This is a genomic window from Carboxylicivirga sp., assembly GCF_982718395.1.
The window spans coordinates 1-18,622 of record NZ_CEXQWX010000013.1; the positions used below are offsets into that span (position 1 = coordinate 1).

Genomic DNA, 18,622 nt, shown 5'->3' on the forward strand with positions numbered 1-18,622 from the left:
TTTTTGACGCTATTCGTGGTAAGGATAAACTGACTTCATCTATTGAGGTGGGAGCAATCAGTCAGATGCTAACACATTATGCCAATATCTCGTCAAGAATTGGTAAGGGTTTTGAAGTTGATGAAATAACCGGCCGGATTTATGATCGTGATGCCATGAAACTATGGCGTCGTGATTACGAACCAGGTTGGGAACCCAAATTATAATGTTGATATTTAAAATTCCCTTTCCCTTCTTATCATTTGAAGGGAAAGGATATAAATAGATATTAATTCTCAATCATGAAAGTCTTTTCTCACAGTTTTTGGGCAATGAACACACGCTTCGTGATAGTCATTCCAGGCCTTGATCAACACACCGGCTCTGAACTATCCAAGGGTGCTGAATTAATTACTGAAGAGTGGGAGCAAAGACTTTCGCGTTTCAGGTCAAATTCTGAACTAAGTCAGCTAAATGAGAAGGCGTACGAGATGGAATTTGATGTTTCACCTGAAATGGCAGAGGTATTGAGTACTTGCACACATTATTATCATGAAACAGGAGGCCTTTTCGATCCTGCTTTTTCAACTGTTTATGATCAGATTCGAGCTAATGCAGCATTCAATAAGGAACAACTTGATAAGCTTCAGCAAAATTGTGGCTGGCGACATGTTGACTGGGATGAGAAAAAGCAGAAAATCAGGTACCAAAAATCCGATGTAAAACTTGATTTTGGTGGCATTGGCAAAGGAATAGCTTTGAGGGAAGTTGTTGCATATTTAAAAGAACACGATATCAACAGTGCTTTTCTGAGTTTCGGAGAAAGTTCTATAGCAGGTATTGGATCGCATCCACATGGTGATTATTGGCCTGTAAGCAATAGTAATGTTGAAGGCAATACTATAGAAGATCAGGTATTTCAACTGAAAGATGAATTTCTCTCTGTTTCAGGCCTGCAAACAGGGGCTGATGATCTTAAAGCCCATATATATCATCCTCATAAGGGGCACATGGTAAATGAAACAGGAGAGGTGATGGTTAAAGCACATTGCCCGATAGAAACAGAAGTTTTATCTACTGTTGGTTATTTGGCAACTGACAGTGAAAAAGAATGGTTAAAGAGTCGGTTCCCAAAAGCCAGCTGGCATTTCAATAGAACAGCCGGAACTGTGAAATAAAACAATTAAAGTATATGAATAATAAACAGCATAGACGACAATTTATAAAGAATAGCGCAATAATTGGCAGTAGCTTGTTACTGCCGGGAAAGTTACTGGCAAGCCTTTCCAGTCCGATTGATTCAGACAGGAAGGTTAAACTCGGAGTGATTGGAGTTGGATCGCGTGGTAAATACCTGATCCAGATTATTCATTCACTTGGGGAAAACAATCCCTTTGAAATTGTTGCCGTGTGTGATAACTACGAACCTAATTACCAGAAAGCTTTAAAGTTGACGGGCTCTAAAGCAAAGGGCTTCTATGATTACAGGAAATTGTTGGAAGTAAAAGACCTGGATGCTGTTATTGTGGCAACACCACTATATCAACATGCCCACATTGTAATTGATGCATTAGAGGCCGGAGTCCATGTTTTCTGCGAGAAGGCGATGGCGCGTACGCTTGAGGATACAAAAAAGATGGCTGATGCTTTCTACCGGACAGGTAAGATCCTGCATATAGGTCACCAACGATTGTTTGATCCAAAATATCTGAAAGGGTTGGAAATGGTGCACCAGGGAAAATTAGGTACTATTACCCAGATGAGAGCCTACTGGCATCGTAACAATGATTGGCGCCGTAAAGTACCAAGCGATAAGCCGGAATTGGAACGTCAAATCAACTGGCGACTGTACAAAGAGTATTCGTGCGGTTTAATGACCGAACTTGCTTCTCATCAGATTCAGGTGGCTAATTGGGCTAAGCAGACTATTCCGGTTTCGGTTCAGGGAGTAGGCAGTATTAATTACTGGAAAGACGGACGCGAAGTATACGACAATGTTGCGTTGATTTATTCTTATGCTGATGGTACCCAGTTTATCTATGATTCAATGACCAGTAACCGACATTACGGTCTTCAGGAGCAGATTATGGGACCTAAGGGAACTTTAGAGCTGGAAACGAATACTTTCTTTTCTGAAAACCCGCCTTCACCTCCAAAGCCAGCCGGTATCCTCCAGCTTATAACTGATATTGAAAAAGGAATATTTGAAACAGTACCTATTGGCGGGGCTTCCTGGTTACCTGAAACAGAGGTAAAATATAAAGGTGAAACTGTGGCACAAGGTAATGGAACAGATGGCACACCTGAACAATTAAAAGCTTTTGGGAAAGCAGTGATAGACAATAAGCCAATACCAGGATTGTTTGAACACGGTTACCATGCATCGGTATGGACTCTGTTAGGTCAGGAAGCAATGGACAGCAGAAAAGTAATGACACTTCCCGATGATATGAAGTTATCCAATCAATAAAAAGTTATAATTCAATGTGACAGTTGAAGAAAATATAAATACATGAAGTCAATTATCATTAGTCCCCGACAAATAAAGAAGGAAGCATTAATTATTTTAATTGCTTTTATATTGGCAAACATCCTCAATATCTATGCAATTATCCATTATCAAACAGAATGGAAAGAGTTATTAACTCACCTGCATGTGGTGATAATACTAACTGGTTTGATTTATTTGCTGGCTGGTATAATCAGAGGATTAATCAAGCTCATTAAAGGAGTTGTATCTGTTTTTAAGCGTAAGAGATGATATTCCAATCTCAGAAAATATCTATAAAAGAAAAGCTACACATTGATTTGGGTAGCTTTTTCTATTCTAACGGATCGCATCTTTAATTACAGCTTGCAAATAAAGATGCGATCCGTTTACTCCAAAGAGGCAGGACATGTGCCGAAGGGGGTACAAAAAGATTATTCAATAAGAATGTATGCGAAGGATTGAATTTTGGGCAATAAAACACGTTCCTTTTTTCTCAAAATACCAAATCCCTCTGGGCAGAGTTAAATCCAACTTAATTTGGTATTTTACGAATCACACCTTTAAACCCGATTACTAATAAAGGTTGTATGTTTGTAATTGCACGAGCAAACTAGGGTAACTTTGTGTAGAAGATACAATCCTTATAAGACTATAATAAAAAAAGCCGGCAAATAGCCGGCTTCCGTATATTATAAACAAAGAGTTTTCTAATCAAACATATTCCTCATTCGACTAAAAAAGCTGTCACCACTTCCTTCTTTTGGTTCAAAGCTTTCGGATCCGTGAAGCTTTTCAACTGTCTTTCTTTCTTCTTTGTTAAGATCTTTCGGGATATATACCTGAATGTGAACTAATAAATCACCTTTGCCATAACTATTTACTTCAGGCAGTCCTTTTCCTCGTAAGCGAAGAATTTTACCTGGTTGTGTTCCTGCATCAACCTTAACCTTTACGGCTCCATCAACGGTTGGAATTTCTGCTGTCTTTCCTAAGATAGCATCAGGAATACTAATATTCAGACTATATATCAGGTTGTTTCCATCACGCACAAGATCGGGATGCTTTTCTTCTTCGATAAGTACCAACAAATCACCATTGATACCTCCTCGACGAGCTGCATTACCTTTGCCTGATACAGATAGTTGCATGCCTTCTTCAACTCCAGCCGGAATATTCAGGCTGATGACTTCTTCATCGCGCATGATGCCTTCCCCGGCACAGTGTTTACATTTATTGGTGATTATTTTGCCTTCTCCACCACAAGTAGGACAGGTAGAAGCAGTTTGCATTTGTCCTAGAATGGTATTGGAGATTCGTGTTACCTGACCAGTACCATGACATGTTGAACAAGTGCTGTGTGAAGAACCATTCTCTGCCCCTGAACCACTACAGTGATTACATTCGACATACTTCTTGACTTTGATCTTCTTTTCGGCGCCATTGGCAATTTCACTCAGGTTAAGTTTAACCTTAACACGAAGATTGGAACCTTTGTTAACCCGGCGACCACCTCGTGATGATCCGCCAAAGCCTCCGAATCCACCAAAACCGCCACCAAATATATCACCAAAGTGAGAGAAGATATCATCCATTGACATACCTCCGCCACCAAAGCCACCACCTGCAGCTCCACCAACACCTGCATGACCATACTGGTCGTAACGTTGACGTTTTTCGTCGCTCGAAAGGACTTCGTAAGCTTCAGCCGCTTCTTTAAATTTTTCCTCTGCGGCTTTATCTCCCTGGTTTTTGTCCGGGTGGTATTTAATAGCCTTTTTTCGGTAGGCTTTCTTTATTTCTTCTTTTGAAGCACCTTTTGATACCTCCAGCACTTCATAGTAATCTCTTTTAGACATAGCAAAGTTTGTTTATTCGCCTACAACAACTTTTGAAAAACGTACTACTTTCTCATGTAGGGTATAGCCCTTCTCAATACAGTCAATAACCTTTCCCTTCATATCTTCTGCAGGAGCCGGTATTTTTGTTACAGCTTCATGAACATCAGTATCAAAATCCTTATCCTTTGCTTCAATTTCTTTCATGCCCTGTTGACCAAGGAAATCATTGAATTTGGTATGGATCAGTTTAATACCTTCTTTAAGAGCATCAATATCTTTAGCTTCGTCCATATGTGACATGGCACGGTCAAAATCATCAATTACAGGTAATAATGCTAACAGGATACTCTCTCCGGCAGTTTTCGTTAACTCCATTTTTTCCTTCAAGGTGCGTCTGCGATAATTGTCATATTCCGCACTTAAGCGAAGGTATTTGTCATTTACTTCGTTCAATTTTTCGGCTGCCTTCTCTTCTTCAGTCTGTTCAGGTACCTCTTCGTCTTTTAACTCTTCTTTTTCCTCTTCCTGTGTTTCCGCAGCTACTTTCTCTTCATTCAGTTCGTTAATCTCTTCCGCTGCTTGTGCATCCATTGCCTTTTCCTTAGCCTTTTCTTTTTTAGATGACTTCTTATCCATCATTTTATGCTTTATTTTGTTTTTGCTTATCAGGAAATAACTCATTAGAATTATTCGCGTGCAAATTTACAATTATTCTGCCATTTTATTTCCAAAGGACAAATTGACAGACAATGTTTGATTTAGAATCGTTTTATGGGATTAAAATGACAAAAGGCACTTATTGATTAATCAAAAGTGCCTTTTTGCCATATTTTAAATGTCTTTATTTGACAATGGATTCCAGTGCTGCTTTTAGTGCGTGTCCACGCAGATTTTTGGCGATAATCAAACCATCCTTATCAATAAGAAAGTTCATAGGGATGCCATTTACACCATATAAAGCCGCGGCCCTGCTATTCCAGCCAGCTAAATCACTAACGTGATATGGCCATTCTAACTTATCATCTGCAATGGCTTGCTTCCACGAAGATTGCCGCTTATCAAGCGAAACACTAAATATGGTGAATTTGCTTCCTGCTTTAAATTCCTTATCCTTATAGTTCTGATATGCATCAACAACCACTGGATTTTCTCTTCGGCATGGCCCACACCAACTGGCCCAAAAATCAATTAACACCACCTGGCCGCGCAGGTTTTCTAACTCCATAACCTTTCCTTCCGGATTACGAAGTTTGATATTTGGAGCAATCTGTCCAATATCAGTTCCCTTCTTTTGGGCATTAGCGGGCATTATTAATAAAAACGTCAGCAAACCTATCCATAGTGGATACAATCTAACTTTCATAATCAAAATAATTTAGGAATCATTAAATCGCTGCAAGGAAGGCTAGCGATCTTTCAATCTGTGAATACTTGACGTCGTACTTAATGATACGTCCCTCACCGTCAATAAGAATATTAACCGGCTCTTTGATGTTGTACATCTTGCTAATGCTACTATTAGCGCCCATGAAATCGCAGATGTGCATAAAATTCATGGTTTCGTCCTGCTCTATGGCAAGGTGTAACGGAGCTTTAAAGCGATCCAGAGAAATACTTACTACTACAAATTCACTACCATTATGAAAATCTTCATTTTGATAGTCTTTGTGAATTTGATTCAGGTAGAAATTATTCATCCGAGACTGCGAATCGTATGATGCCCAAAAATTAAGAAGAACCATCTTTCCATTAAGGTTTTTTAAATTAAAGGGCGTACCATCGATCAGCTCAGCTTGAATACCCGGTGCTTTATCTCCGGCCTCCAAACCAATAACTGCTTCCTGATTGTCGGTAATAAACGACAAAAAGAACAAGCTCACAGTTACAGTAGCTAATATTAATTTTAGCTGCCTCATGATACAATTGTTGAATTAAATTTCAGTATAAAGTTTCAGAAAAATAAATGAGGTATTTTTTCTTTTTAGATTAACATGCAGTTTTATGTGACAAGTGTGTGATTTCTGCATGCAAAAGTAAATTGACTATGGCCGATTTGCAATTTTAAAAGGCTTGTATTTGTAGAATCTATTTTTATATTAGTCGATAAAAGTAATTAAAAACTTGATATACAGTAATATGCAAATATGAAATTTAGGAAAATTACATTAGAATCATTCTAAATAGGTGAATTTCAGAACTATATTACCTAAATAAAAAGTTAAAATACTTTAAATTCTTTTAATACGCGCACCTAATTTTTGAAGTCGTTCATCAATATTTTGATACCCACGGTCAATTTGCTCAATGTTTTGAATTGTACTTTTACCCTGAGCGGATAGTGCAGCAATTAATAAAGCAACGCCTGCGCGTATATCAGGTGAAGTAAGAACAGCTCCGCGAAGAGCATTTTCTTTATTAAGTCCGATAACGGTTGCACGATGAGGATCACATAAAATAATTCGCGCACCCATATCAATTAATTTATCGACAAAAAACAGTCGACTTTCAAACATTTTCTGATGTATCAGAACACTTCCTTTTGCCTGCGTTGCTACAACCAGAAATACGCTTAATAAATCAGGCGTTAGGCCCGGCCAGGGAGCATCGGCAATGGTCATTATTGAACCATCAATAAACGTATCTATTTCATAATTTTCCTGTGCAGGAATAAATATATCATCGCCTTGAACTTCGAGCTTAATACCCATACGTTGGAACATCATAGGAATAATTCCTAAATGCTCAATCCCTACATTTTTTATGGTAATCTCAGAGCTGGTCATAGCAGCCATTCCGATGAAGCTACCAACTTCAATCATATCAGGTAATATGGTATGAACGCAGCCACCAAGCTGATCAACTCCTTCAATTTCCAGCAAATTGGAACCAACTCCTGAAACCTTAGCGCCCATTGCAATCATCATTTTGGATAACTGTTGCAGATAAGGCTCGCAGGCTGCATTATAAATAGTTGTTTTTCCAGGTGTTAAAACGGCAGCCATCAAAATGTTTGCTGTTCCAGTTACCGAAGCTTCATCAAGTAACATATATGTCCCTTTCATATCTGAAGCTTCGACAGTATAGAAAATGTCCTCAGCGTCGAAATTAAAACGAGCTCCTAATTTCTCGAATCCGATGAAATGCGTATCTAATCTTCTTCGCCCAATCTTATCACCACCAGGCTTTGGGAAATAGGCCTTTCCGTATCGGGCCAGCAAAGGCCCCATTATCATAATTGAACCTCTTAATGAAGATGCACGTTTTTTGAATGCTTTTGTTTGAAGAAATTCCAGATTGACATCGGCAGCTGTAAATTCACAGGTATTACGATCAATTCGATTGATCTCAACACCCATTTCCCCTAATAAATCAATCAGGTTGTTAACGTCAACAATATCAGGAATATTCTTAATAGTAACTTTTTGGGAGGTTAATAAAACCGCGCAGATTACTTGCAGAGCTTCATTTTTAGCACCTTGTGGTGTAATTTCTCCATTAAGGCGGTGTCCTCCTTCTATTTCAAAGCAATTCATTACGACAAAGTTTAAGGCGGGTGGTATTACTTTTTCTTTGACTTGTTTTGTGGTCTTTTCTTGCGGTTGTTACGATTCTGATACTGATCCTTGAATTCGGTCAGCTTGGTACCTTCCTCGGCGATCAGTTTACCATTCGATAATCGCTTTAAATCGTCAAAGATACGCTCGTCGGTTACCGAGTCTTTATTCCAGATGAACAAAGATTTTTTCATATGATTGGCAATCATTACAATCAGATGTTTTCTTTCAGTTTCATCTTCCAGTAAAATTGCTTGTTCAATCATTTTTTCGGCCAACTCGCCATAATGCATGTAACTGATTTTACTGTTGCGGTATGGAATCTTTTCTGGTCGCTTTGTTAATGCTTCCTTCTCAAGTAATTCATATGGATAATCAATGTCGAGTTTAAAATCAGACATAATTGCCAAATGATCCCATAACTTATGCTTAAAATCATTTACATCGCGTAAGTGCGGAAACATATTACCCATAATGCCAATAATAGTTTTGGCACATTTAGTTCTTTCTTCTCGATCCTCAATGGTGACTGCATGGTCAACCATTTTTTGAATATGACGCCCATATTCAGGCAGAATCAAATTTTTACGATTAGAATTGTAATCCATTAATAGGTATTAAAATCTTACTTGTTTTATTATCCTTCAAACGGTGGCTGTTCTACGGAATCTTGTTTTGTAATTCCTTTCGGAGTAGTGTTACTTAATTGTTTATTAGAACAGTAACTGAATGGCACAAAACTAAGGCAAAATTTTTAGTTTGGCAAATTTGAGTAATAATTGTTTCTGACCTGCATTAATGAACTGTACGGTAGCCTTAATATTTGGCTCAACTCCTTCTATTGCAGTTACCTCTCCCTGGCCAAAACGCTCATGTTCTACCCTCATTCCCGGTTGCAAACCACTCGTATTTGATGCCTTAAAATTGATTTTTGGCTTGGCCTGGCCGGCTTCAGAAGTGTAATTCATTCGTATTCGTGGCTTCAATGAGCTACCAGACTGACTTGTTATTGGTTTTCTGAAGGAGGTTTGAGGCCTTTCGTTTCCTACAAAATCTTCAGGGTTGATGTCGAGGTAAGATTGATCGATATCGGCTATAAAGCGACTGGGACGGCTGTAAGTTAATTCACCATATTTGTACCTCGATCGGGCGAAAGATATGGTTGCATTATGTTCGGCCCTGGTTACTGCAACATAGAATAGACGACGTTCCTCTTCCAGGTCCTTTTCATTTTCAGTTGCTTGAGTTCCTGGAAATAAACCTTCTTCAACACCAACAATATATACATTTTTAAACTCCAGTCCTTTGGCTGAGTGAATGGTCATTAAGGTCACCTTATTAATATCGTCGGACTTTTCATTATCCTGATCGGTTAATAGTGCCACATCCTCGAGGAAGTTAACAAGCTTTGCCGGTTCACCTTCTTCCTGCTTAGTTTCCGTAAACTCTTTAATACCGTTTAATAATTCATCGATGTTATCAATACGTCCTTGTCCTTCGATTGACTTATCATTGTGAAGGTCTTTCATTATTCCACTTGATGAAGCCACTTCGGCAGCCAATTCATAAGCTGACAGGTTTTCAAGTTGCGCCTTAAATTGTGCAATAAGAGCTACGAAGTTGGCCAACTTCTTTTGCGTACCAGAATTAATTCCAAGCTGGGCAATATTTGGATTGGTTAAAACATCCCATAAACTTCTTTCGGTAGCATCGGCTGCTGCCGTCAACTTATCCATGGTAGTTTTTCCAATTCCCCGGGCAGGATAATTGATCACCCGTTTTAATGCTTCTTGGTCAGAAGGATTAATGGTAATTCTGAAATAAGCCAGCAGATCTTTGATTTCTTTTCGCTGATAAAATGAGAGGCCTCCGTATATTTTATACGGAAGGTTCTTTTTTCGAAGAGCCTCCTCAAATACCCTTGATTGTGCATTGGTACGATACAGTATGGCGAAATCTTTATAATCAAAGTGCTCTTTCATCCGCTTCTCAAAAATATCATTGGTGATGAGAAAACCTTCTTCCACATCTGAGTATGCTTTCATTACGCGGATGGGCTTACCTTCATCATTCGCCGAAAAGACATTTTTCTGAATCTGCCCTTTATTTTTAGCAATAATACTGTTAGCAGCATTCACGATATTCTGAGATGAGCGATAGTTTTGCTCCAGTTTAAACAATTGGTAACCCGGATAGTCGTTTCTGAAATTGAGGATATTCTCAATCTTTGCACCACGGAAACTGTATATACTTTGGGCATCATCACCAACAACACATATATTGCGGTGCTTCTCGGCCAGTTTCTTTATAATCAGGTATTGCGAATAGTTAGTATCCTGGTACTCATCCACCATTATATAGTCGAACTGGTCCTGATACTTTTTCAGAATATCCGGGAAATCACGGAAGAGAATATTTGTATTAAGCAGTAAATCATCGAAATCCATTACCCCTGATTTATAACACTCCTTCATATATTGAGCGTAAATCTCATAAATCATGGGCATTTGTGAGGCCTTGTCATGTGCAGTGCGGTTTACATCACGTGCATACACAACTGGTGTTACCAAATCATTTTTTGCAGCTGATATGCGAGAAAGTACACTTCCGGGTTTATAGGCTTTCTCATTTAACTTCATTTTTTTAACAATACTTTTAATCAGATTCTTAGAATCCTGGGTATCGTAAATAGTGAACGAAGAAGGGTAGCCAAGGTGTTTGGATTCATAACGAAGGATGCGTGCAAAGATGGAGTGAAAAGTTCCCATCCACAGATTGGCGGCAATATGCTGACCAACAACTGAACCAATTCGCTCTTTCATCTCCTTGGCTGCTTTATTGGTAAATGTTAATGCCAAAACCTTATAAGGTCTTACCTCCTGAGCCAGAAGATGCGCAATCCTGTATGTAAGTACTCTGGTTTTTCCCGAACCTGCACCTGCAATCACTAAAGATGGCCCCTCTGTTTCAACCACCGCACTTCGTTGGGCTTCATTTAAGCCTTCTAAATAATCCTGCACAATATCCTGAATTAATAAACGATAAAATGTAATGCAAAAATAGAAGTTCATTTTAAACCTTCGAATTCAGGATGTAATAATATCATCCTTTTTATCGTTTAAAGATTTATTATAGCTTTGAAAATAAATAGTCAGGTAGTTTTAAGGCAGTAGTCAGAAGTAAAAAATGTTGTTGCCTAAATATCTCAAATAAAATAATAATGCCAACAATACAATTCATAAAAGCACGTCGTATTTTATCAATACTTCTCGTGTTTTTGGTTACGTTGCAAATCGATGCACAGATAAGTTCCAATGCATTTTACTCTGAACAAACGCAATATGGTGGTGGCGAGGTTGAAGATCCCATCTTTTTTTATTCCAATATTGGTAATGCTGTATTAAATGCGCCATCAGACGGTAATAACTATGATTTTTATTGGTATAGTTATTCAACAGCCTCAAATAGTTTTGATGTGCTGGAACAAACTGACTTAAATACAACCATTTCTACATTTTCAAACCTAACAGAGAAAGGATATCGGGTCAATATTATGAGTGGAGCTACGACTATTGGCAATCATTATTGTTGGAATTTTGTACCAGCTCCTGCTATTGATTCTATTGGCATTCCTTTCGAATCCTGTAATAATTTGCGTTTAACAGCTTATACGAAAAATAAATCTCTCACTTATTATAAACACCACAGTGATAATAGTGAACTCTTTGTTGATTATGGCTATGAATGGATATCATCGCCAGCCGGACCAGTTAGTGATAAAGATGAATATTCCAGGTTTATAGCAGCACCAACAGAGGATACGGATTATACTGTTACGGTAGGAGAAAAGTTTTCAATGGGCATTGAAGCTGTTTCAGCCGATAAAAGTTATGCAGCTATTGCTGTTGAAGCGAAATATACCTTTGAAACGGAAGGAACAGCACAAAATGAGGCCACAGAAGGATCGGCTCCGATGGTAGTTAGATTTACAGATGAATCACTTGGAGATGTCTCGGATTGGGAATGGACGTTTGGTGATGCAGGGAAGGATTTTGTTCCAAACCCAATTTTCACTTTCCAGCAATATAATGAAGCAGGTTATCCGGTTGTTTTAAAGGTTATGAACCTTGATTCGGGATGTGAAAGTGAAACCGACCCCGAGGTTTTTACCGTTAATGAGATGGTGGTAAGTGCTCCTAATGCATTCACACCATTTAGTAGTCCCGGGGAAAATGATGAATTCAGGGTGCTTTACCGATCGGTTAACAAATTCACTATGCTAATCTATAACCGCTGGGGACGAAAAGTATTTCAAACAAACAATCCTGCAGTTGGTTGGGATGGTCGCATTGGTAATAGTCGTGCTGAACCAGGTGTTTATTTCTACAAGATTGAAGCAACTGGGTTTAAAGGTGAGAAAAAAGAGTTAGATGGTGCGGTGCACCTGATAGTGAACTAATCGTTTTTCGAAAAACTTAACGATTTACATTATAAAAAAGGAGGGCAATACCCTCCTTTTCTATTATTAATCTTCTTTTTCTTCTTCTTCAAATGCCTTCATCAATTCAACCTGAATTTCTGGTGGCACCTTATCATACTGTGAGAATGACATGGTGTAGAATGCTCTTCCACCTGTAATACTACTCAATGAAGTCGAGTACTTATTCATCTCCTTCAAAGGAACTTTGGCTTTAATCACCTCAAAGCCTTTTTCACTTGACATACCTTCAATCATGGCACGTCGTCCCTGGAGGTCACTCATCACATCACCCATACGATCGCTAGGTACTTTTACCTCAACATCATAAACTGGCTCAAGAATTTTTGGACCTGCATTTTTAAAGGCATCACTAAAGGCATGACGACCTGCTAACTTAAATGAGATTTCGTTAGAGTCGACCTGGTGCATCTTACCATCATACACCCAAACGCGAATATCACGGGCATATGAACCGGTTAATGGTCCTTCCTCCATCTTCTCCATTATTCCTTTCAGGATAGCAGGCATAAAACGTGCATCAATGGCACCACCTACAATACAGTTGTTATAAACCAACTTACCTCCCCAAGGTAATTTATGTTCTTCAGAACCTTTTACGTTAAGCTTGATTTCCTGCCCTTCAATCTTCATTGATCCTGGCGTAGGCATATCTTCATAAAATGGTTCAATAATCATATGTACTTCACCAAACTGACCTGAACCACCTGATTGCTTTTTATGACGGTAATCGGCACGGGCAATTTTTGTAATTGTTTCACGATAAGGAATACGAGGAGAAAGAAACTCGATTTCAATCTTATCGTTGTTCTCAATGCGCCATTTCATCGTATTTAAATGGAATTCACCCATTCCGAACACGATAATTTGTTTCAGTTCTTTAGAATATTCCACGCTTAGTGTTGGATCTTCTTCATGGATACGCTGAAGCACCTCACCTAATTTTTCGTCATCACTTTCGTTAACAGCTTTAATGGCCGTGCGGTATTTAGGATTTGGATAACTAATGGCATCGAACAGAAATTCTGTTCCCTTACTATTTAATGTATGATTGGTATGTGTTTCTTTAAGCTTTACGGTGGCGCCAATATCTCCAGCCACTAGTTTTTCAACCTTATGACGGTTATTACCAGCTACGCAGTATAATTGAGCAATACGCTCTTTGGCATTTCGGTTTACATTTATCAGATCCATTCCTTCTTCAACCTGACCAGACATAACCTTAAAGTAGGATACTTCACCCAGGTGAGGTTCAATACTTGTTTTGAAAATAAACAAAGAAGTAGGACCATTCACATCGTAAGGCACTTCAGTGCCATCCTGAGCAGTTGGAACAGGCATTTCTGATACATTAGGAACAACGTTCCCTAAGAATTCCATTAATCGGCGACCACCCATATCTTTCTTTGCCGACACACAGAATACAGGGAACATGTCGCGGGCAATTAATCCCTTATGAATTCCCTGGCGCATTTGATCTTCGTTTAAGGTTCCTTCTTCGAAGAAAAGTTCCATTAAAGATTCATCATTTTCAGCTGCAGATTCCACCAAGGTATTATGCAACTCATCTGCCTTTTCTTTTTGATCGGCTGGCACTTCAAGAATCTCAGGTTCGCCCCCATCAGCTCCCCACTTGTACATCTTCATTTTCAATACGTCAATCACTGCATTAAAGTCAGGACCAACATTCACTGGGTACTGTACAATCACCACTTTGTTACCAAAGGTTTCCTTGGCATTATCTATGGTTTGTTCAAAATTGGCCTTCTCATGGTCCAATTGGTTAACTACAAAAATGACGGGTTTTTTATGCTCTTCGGTATATCTGAACAGGTTTTCAGTACCTACCTCAACACCTTGCGTAGCGTTTAGCAACATCAGAGCAGTATCAGTTACATTTAGGGAAGTGATTGCTCCTCCAATGAAATCATCTGATCCCGGGCAGTCAATAATATTGAATTTTCGTCCAAGATACTCAGTGAATAATACCGACGAAAAAACCGAGTAACCATATTCATGTTCCACTCGGTTATAATCAGAGACTGAGTTATTGCTTTCAACGTCACCACGACGCTTGATGACCCCGCCTTCGTATAACATTGCTTCCGCTAGGGTGGTTTTACCGGAGCCGCTACCACCGAGCAGCGCCAGATTCTTTATTTGATCAGCTTGGTATACTTTCATAAAGCTTAATTTAAGAGTTTGTAATTATTTTAGGTAAATTATGGGTATGCGTAAAATTAGTAATATTTAAATAACATACAAGTTAATTTCCCTTAATCTATGGGCTGACATAGAACTTTTATATAGCTTACAATCAAACGGATAATAAGAGCCCAAAGTCTTTATTATTATTGCCAAAACGGACAAAGCATACCCTAGCTGGTTGATAATGAAAGTTAATATCCGTAATTTGATTACTCATTTTATAATCCACACCCAATGGTTTTAGAAGGAGAAGCTAAAAAGTTAAAAATAATCACCGGGGAATCCGACAGAGTTTATCAGCGTCCATTATTCGAGGCCATTGTTTTTGCAGCTAAAAAATATAAGATGGCTGGTGTTACTGTCTCTAAGGGCTTAATATCATATGGGGCCAGCAGCATAATAAGTAATAGTAAGGTGTTCACTTTGTCAGATGAACAACCGGTAATAATTGAATTGATTGATCGGCCGGAGCGAATTAGTAGTTTCTCAGAGATAGCTTCAAAACTGATAGAGAAAGCCAGTTGCGGAGGTATTATATGTATTGAAGATGTGGAAGTGATATTATATAAAGGTTGCAAAAAGTAGAATTGTTAATGATATAGTTCCACTATTTTAAAGCTTTATTCATCAATGGAGAACCTTATTTCTACCTGATCGTTGCATCAATAGTCTCACATTCAGTAATTCTCAAATAAAAACCCCACATCTAATGATGCAGGGCTTTATATCTAATGGTCTATCGACCTGAAATATTAAAAGCTATTTATATTCATCCCAATGCTTAATGCTAATCTGATCCTGTCCTAACTTGCAGAAAGAATAGATAAAGGCACTCGCTAAACGTGCATTGGTAATCAATGGAATGTTAAAATCAATGGCATCACGTCGAATCGAGTAACCATTTTTAAGCTCATCCTTACTTAAGTTCTTAGGGATATTAATGACAAAATCAATCTTTTTCTCACGGATGTAATCCAATGTATTCGGCTTTTTGTTTTCGTTTGGCCAGTGGAGCAATGTTGTTTCCACACCATTTTCGGCAAAGAACTTGTGTGTACCGCCCGTGGCAAACAGATTATAACCCCGTTCTCTTAACATACGTGCACTCTGAAGTAATTCCAGTTTTGAACGAGCTGGTCCTGAGGAAATCAAAATGTTCTTTTCAGGAACGCGATAGCCAACTGACAACATCGACTGAAGTACTGCATCATAATAACTTTCGCCAATACAACCAACCTCACCCGTTGATGACATATCTACACCCAAAACTGGATCAGCCTTGGCCAGACGAGCAAATGAGAACTGGGGTGCTTTGATGCCAACATAATCCAATTCGAATGAACTCTTATTAAGTTTCTCAACAGGTAAGCCAAGCATAGCGCGTGTTGCTAAATCAATCAGGTTTACTTTAAGTACCTTCGATACAAATGGGAAACTACGCGAGGCACGCAGGTTACATTCAATTACCTTAATGTCGTTGTCTTTAGCCAGCAATTGCATGTTAAACGGACCAGTAATATTCAATCCCTTCGCTATTTCACGTGCAATCTTTTTCACGCGGCGAATAGTTTCTACATATAATTTCTGTGGAGGGAACACAATGGTAGCATCGCCAGAATGTACTCCAGCAAACTCAATGTGCTCACTAATGGCATAACCAACTACTTCACCATTGTTGGCAACAGCATCGACTTCGATTTCTTTTGCTTGTTCGATGAATTCAGATACTACAACAGGAAATTCTTTCGATACATTAGCTGCTAATGTTAAGAAGTGTTCCAATTCATCTTTGTTAGATACCACGTTCATAGCTGCACCTGATAGTACATACGAAGGGCGCACTAAAACCGGGAAGCCAACTTCATCGACAAACTTAAAGATATCATCAACAGAAGTTAATTCACTCCAACGAGGTTGGTCAACACCTAATTCATCCAATAAACTTGAGAACTTCTGGCGGTTCTCTGCACGGTCAATATCTTCTGGTGATGTACCCAGAATTGGCACTTGCTGACGATGCAGTTTCATTGCCAAATTGTTAGGAATCTGACCGCCTACTGATACAATTACACCTTTAGGCGTTTCCAGATCAATGATGTCCATTACACGCTCTTGAGTTAATTCGTCAAAGTAAAGACGATCGCACATATCGTAATCAGTACTTACCGTTTCCGGGTTGTAGTTAATCATCACTGAGCGGTGATCTTTCTGCTTGTTAATAGTGTTTAGTGCATTTACGCTACACCAGTCAAACTCTACCGAAGAACCAATACGATAAGCACCCGAACCTAGCACAACCACTGATTTACCATCTTTTTCGTAATCAATATCGTGAGTTGCACCGCTGTAGGTTAAATACAGATAGTTGATTTGTGCAGGGAACTCACCTGCCATTGTATCAATTTGTTTAACAACTGGTAAAATGCCACTAGCTTTACGGAAGTCACGGACCTTCAACAGACCTTCTTCCATATTATCTGAATTCAATACTAATCGCGCTACCTGAAAGTCTGAGAATCCCATTTTCTTGGCATCTAACAGAGCCTCTTCCGGTAGTTTGTCTAGCGAATCGTATTTATTTAGTAAAGTAGCATGATCCGATATATTTTTTAACTTTTCAAGGAACCATTTATCGATGCGAGTCATCTCATGGATTTCATCAACAGTAGCACCTGATTCAAAGGCTTGTGCAATGGCAAATACACGCTGATCGGTTGGTTCTTCTAGTTCTTTTTTAACGTCTTTAGAGAACGGTTGATTACCTACAAAACCGTGCATACCTTGTCCAACCATCCTAAGACCTTTCTGGATGGCTTCTTCAAAGTTTCGTCCGATAGCCATAATCTCACCCACCGACTTCATACTCGAGCCAATTTCTTTCGAAACACCAGTGAACTTTCCTAAATCCCAACGAGGGATCTTACAAACAATATAGTCTAATGCAGGTTCGAAGAAAGCTGTTGTAGTTTTGGTTACCGAGTTTTTCAACTCATGCAAGCTATAACCTAATCCAAGTTTAGCAGCGATAAAGGCCAAAGGATAGCCTGTTGCTTTTGACGCCAATGCACTCGAACGTGACAGACGTGCATTTACTTCAATTACACGGTAATCTTCGGAGTTAGGATCAAGTGCATATTGTACATTACACTCACCCACAATACCAATGTGGCGAATAATTTTAATCGCCAACTCTCGTAATTTATGATACTCAGAGTTGGAAAGGGTTTGTGATGGAGCAACCACAATACTTTCACCGGTGTGAATGCCCAATGGATCAAAGTTTTCCATGTTACACACAGTGATACAGTTATTATATGCATCACGAACCACCTCGTATTCTACTTCTTTCCATCCTTTTAATGATTCTTCAACCAATATCTGATTCGAATAAGAGAAAGCATTTTCGGCACGTTTAATTAACTCCTCTGTGGAGTGGCAGAAACCAGAGCCCATTCCTCCTAATGTGTAGGCTGCACGCACAATGATCGGGAATCCGATCTTTTTAGATGCTTCTACAGCTTCTTCTACCGAAGTAACAGCGATACTAACTGGTGTTTTAACGTCAATTTGGCGTAGTTGATTCGCAAAAATCTCACGGTCTTCGGTATTGATAATAGCCTGAACAGGTGTGCCCAGCACTTCTACATTATACTTCTTAAGAGTACCAGCCTCGTATAATGCGGTACCACAGTTTAGTGCAGTCTGACCTCCAAACGCCAATAGGATACCTTCCGGACTTTCTTTCTTAATAACTTGCTCAACAAAGTACGGTGTAACCGGCAGGTAATAGATTTTATCTGCAATTCCTTCGGATGTTTGTACTGTTGCAATATTGGGATTGATTAAAACCGTTTCAATACCTTCCTCTTTCAAGGCCTTAAGAGCTTGTGAACCGGAGTAGTCAAACTCTCCAGCTTCACCAATTTTAAGTGCGCCTGAACCCAGTACCACCACCTTTTTGACGTTCTTCTTCATCTTTAATTATTTATTATTGTTTCTTTTCTTTTTTGTTTAAACCTCTTTGTAAATAAATCTGCCCGCGTTAAGCTTCATT

14 protein-coding genes and 1 pseudogene are annotated in these 18,622 nt (G+C 39.0%); 6 read left to right on the top strand and 9 right to left on the bottom strand.

The window, feature by feature from the left end:
* The 4 genes and pseudogenes from AC4MRQ_RS04385 to AC4MRQ_RS04400 all read left to right on the top strand — a co-directional run.
* Nucleotides 1-206: pseudogene (locus AC4MRQ_RS04385) on the top strand (gfo/Idh/MocA family oxidoreductase); the annotation flags it as partial.
* 75 nt (nucleotides 207-281) lie between these two features.
* Nucleotides 282-1,157, top strand: coding sequence for an FAD:protein FMN transferase (locus AC4MRQ_RS04390; protein WP_491196433.1), 876 nt, complete (start codon nucleotides 282-284; stop codon nucleotides 1,155-1,157).
* Nucleotides 1,158-1,171: 14 nt separating this feature from the next.
* Nucleotides 1,172-2,449 (top strand): Gfo/Idh/MocA family protein, encoded by a 1,278-nt coding sequence (locus AC4MRQ_RS04395; protein ID WP_491196434.1) that lies wholly within the window; start codon nucleotides 1,172-1,174, stop codon nucleotides 2,447-2,449.
* Between the two features lie 42 nt (nucleotides 2,450-2,491).
* A complete protein-coding gene (locus AC4MRQ_RS04400) occupies nucleotides 2,492-2,740 on the top strand; it encodes a hypothetical protein (protein ID WP_491196435.1) in 249 nt (82 codons plus the stop codon).
* Between the two features lie 437 nt (nucleotides 2,741-3,177).
* Here AC4MRQ_RS04400 and dnaJ read toward each other — a convergent pair whose 3' ends face one another.
* The 7 genes from dnaJ to AC4MRQ_RS04435 all read right to left on the bottom strand — a co-directional run bounded on the left by dnaJ (nucleotide 3,178) and on the right by AC4MRQ_RS04435 (nucleotide 10,933).
* Nucleotides 3,178-4,326 (bottom strand): molecular chaperone DnaJ, encoded by a 1,149-nt coding sequence (gene dnaJ / locus AC4MRQ_RS04405; RefSeq protein ID WP_491196436.1) that lies wholly within the window; start codon nucleotides 4,324-4,326, stop codon nucleotides 3,178-3,180.
* Between the two features lie 12 nt (nucleotides 4,327-4,338).
* Complete coding sequence (locus AC4MRQ_RS04410) at nucleotides 4,339-4,947, bottom strand: nucleotide exchange factor GrpE (RefSeq protein ID WP_491196437.1); 609 nt, start codon at nucleotides 4,945-4,947, stop codon at nucleotides 4,339-4,341.
* A gap of 202 nt (nucleotides 4,948-5,149) precedes the next feature.
* Nucleotides 5,150-5,671, bottom strand: a complete 522-nt coding sequence (locus AC4MRQ_RS04415) for a TlpA family protein disulfide reductase (RefSeq protein WP_491196438.1) — start codon at nucleotides 5,669-5,671, stop codon at nucleotides 5,150-5,152.
* A 22-nt stretch (nucleotides 5,672-5,693) separates the two neighbouring features.
* On the bottom strand, nucleotides 5,694-6,224 hold the full coding sequence (locus tag AC4MRQ_RS04420) for a TlpA family protein disulfide reductase (protein WP_491196439.1): 531 nt from the start codon (nucleotides 6,222-6,224) through the stop codon (nucleotides 5,694-5,696).
* Between the two features lie 312 nt (nucleotides 6,225-6,536).
* Nucleotides 6,537-7,841, bottom strand: a complete 1,305-nt coding sequence (gene murA, locus AC4MRQ_RS04425; RefSeq protein ID WP_491196440.1) for a UDP-N-acetylglucosamine 1-carboxyvinyltransferase — start codon at nucleotides 7,839-7,841, stop codon at nucleotides 6,537-6,539.
* A 26-nt stretch (nucleotides 7,842-7,867) separates the two neighbouring features.
* Nucleotides 7,868-8,470, bottom strand: coding sequence for a DUF4290 domain-containing protein (locus tag AC4MRQ_RS04430; protein ID WP_491196441.1), 603 nt, complete (start codon nucleotides 8,468-8,470; stop codon nucleotides 7,868-7,870).
* Nucleotides 8,471-8,602: 132 nt separating this feature from the next.
* Nucleotides 8,603-10,933 (bottom strand): ATP-dependent helicase, encoded by a 2,331-nt coding sequence (locus AC4MRQ_RS04435; RefSeq protein WP_491196442.1) that lies wholly within the window; start codon nucleotides 10,931-10,933, stop codon nucleotides 8,603-8,605.
* Between the two features lie 149 nt (nucleotides 10,934-11,082).
* Between AC4MRQ_RS04435 and AC4MRQ_RS04440 the strand changes: the two genes are divergently transcribed.
* Nucleotides 11,083-12,321 (top strand): T9SS type B sorting domain-containing protein, encoded by a 1,239-nt coding sequence (locus AC4MRQ_RS04440; protein ID WP_491196443.1) that lies wholly within the window; start codon nucleotides 11,083-11,085, stop codon nucleotides 12,319-12,321.
* A gap of 66 nt (nucleotides 12,322-12,387) precedes the next feature.
* On the opposite strand, the gene fusA2 is transcribed toward AC4MRQ_RS04440, so the two are convergent.
* The gene (gene fusA2 / locus AC4MRQ_RS04445; protein WP_491196444.1) at nucleotides 12,388-14,544 is read right to left on the bottom strand and encodes an elongation factor G2; all 2,157 of its coding nucleotides are present in this window, start codon (nucleotides 14,542-14,544) and stop codon (nucleotides 12,388-12,390) included.
* Between the two features lie 258 nt (nucleotides 14,545-14,802).
* Between fusA2 and AC4MRQ_RS04450 the strand changes: the two genes are divergently transcribed.
* Nucleotides 14,803-15,153 (top strand): DUF190 domain-containing protein, encoded by a 351-nt coding sequence (locus AC4MRQ_RS04450; RefSeq protein ID WP_491196445.1) that lies wholly within the window; start codon nucleotides 14,803-14,805, stop codon nucleotides 15,151-15,153.
* 174 nt (nucleotides 15,154-15,327) lie between these two features.
* Here the strand turns inward: AC4MRQ_RS04450 and carB are convergent, their stop codons facing one another.
* The gene (carB, locus tag AC4MRQ_RS04455) at nucleotides 15,328-18,543 is read right to left on the bottom strand and encodes a carbamoyl-phosphate synthase (glutamine-hydrolyzing) large subunit (RefSeq protein WP_491196446.1); all 3,216 of its coding nucleotides are present in this window, start codon (nucleotides 18,541-18,543) and stop codon (nucleotides 15,328-15,330) included.
* Nucleotides 18,544-18,622: the final 79 nt, after the last annotated feature.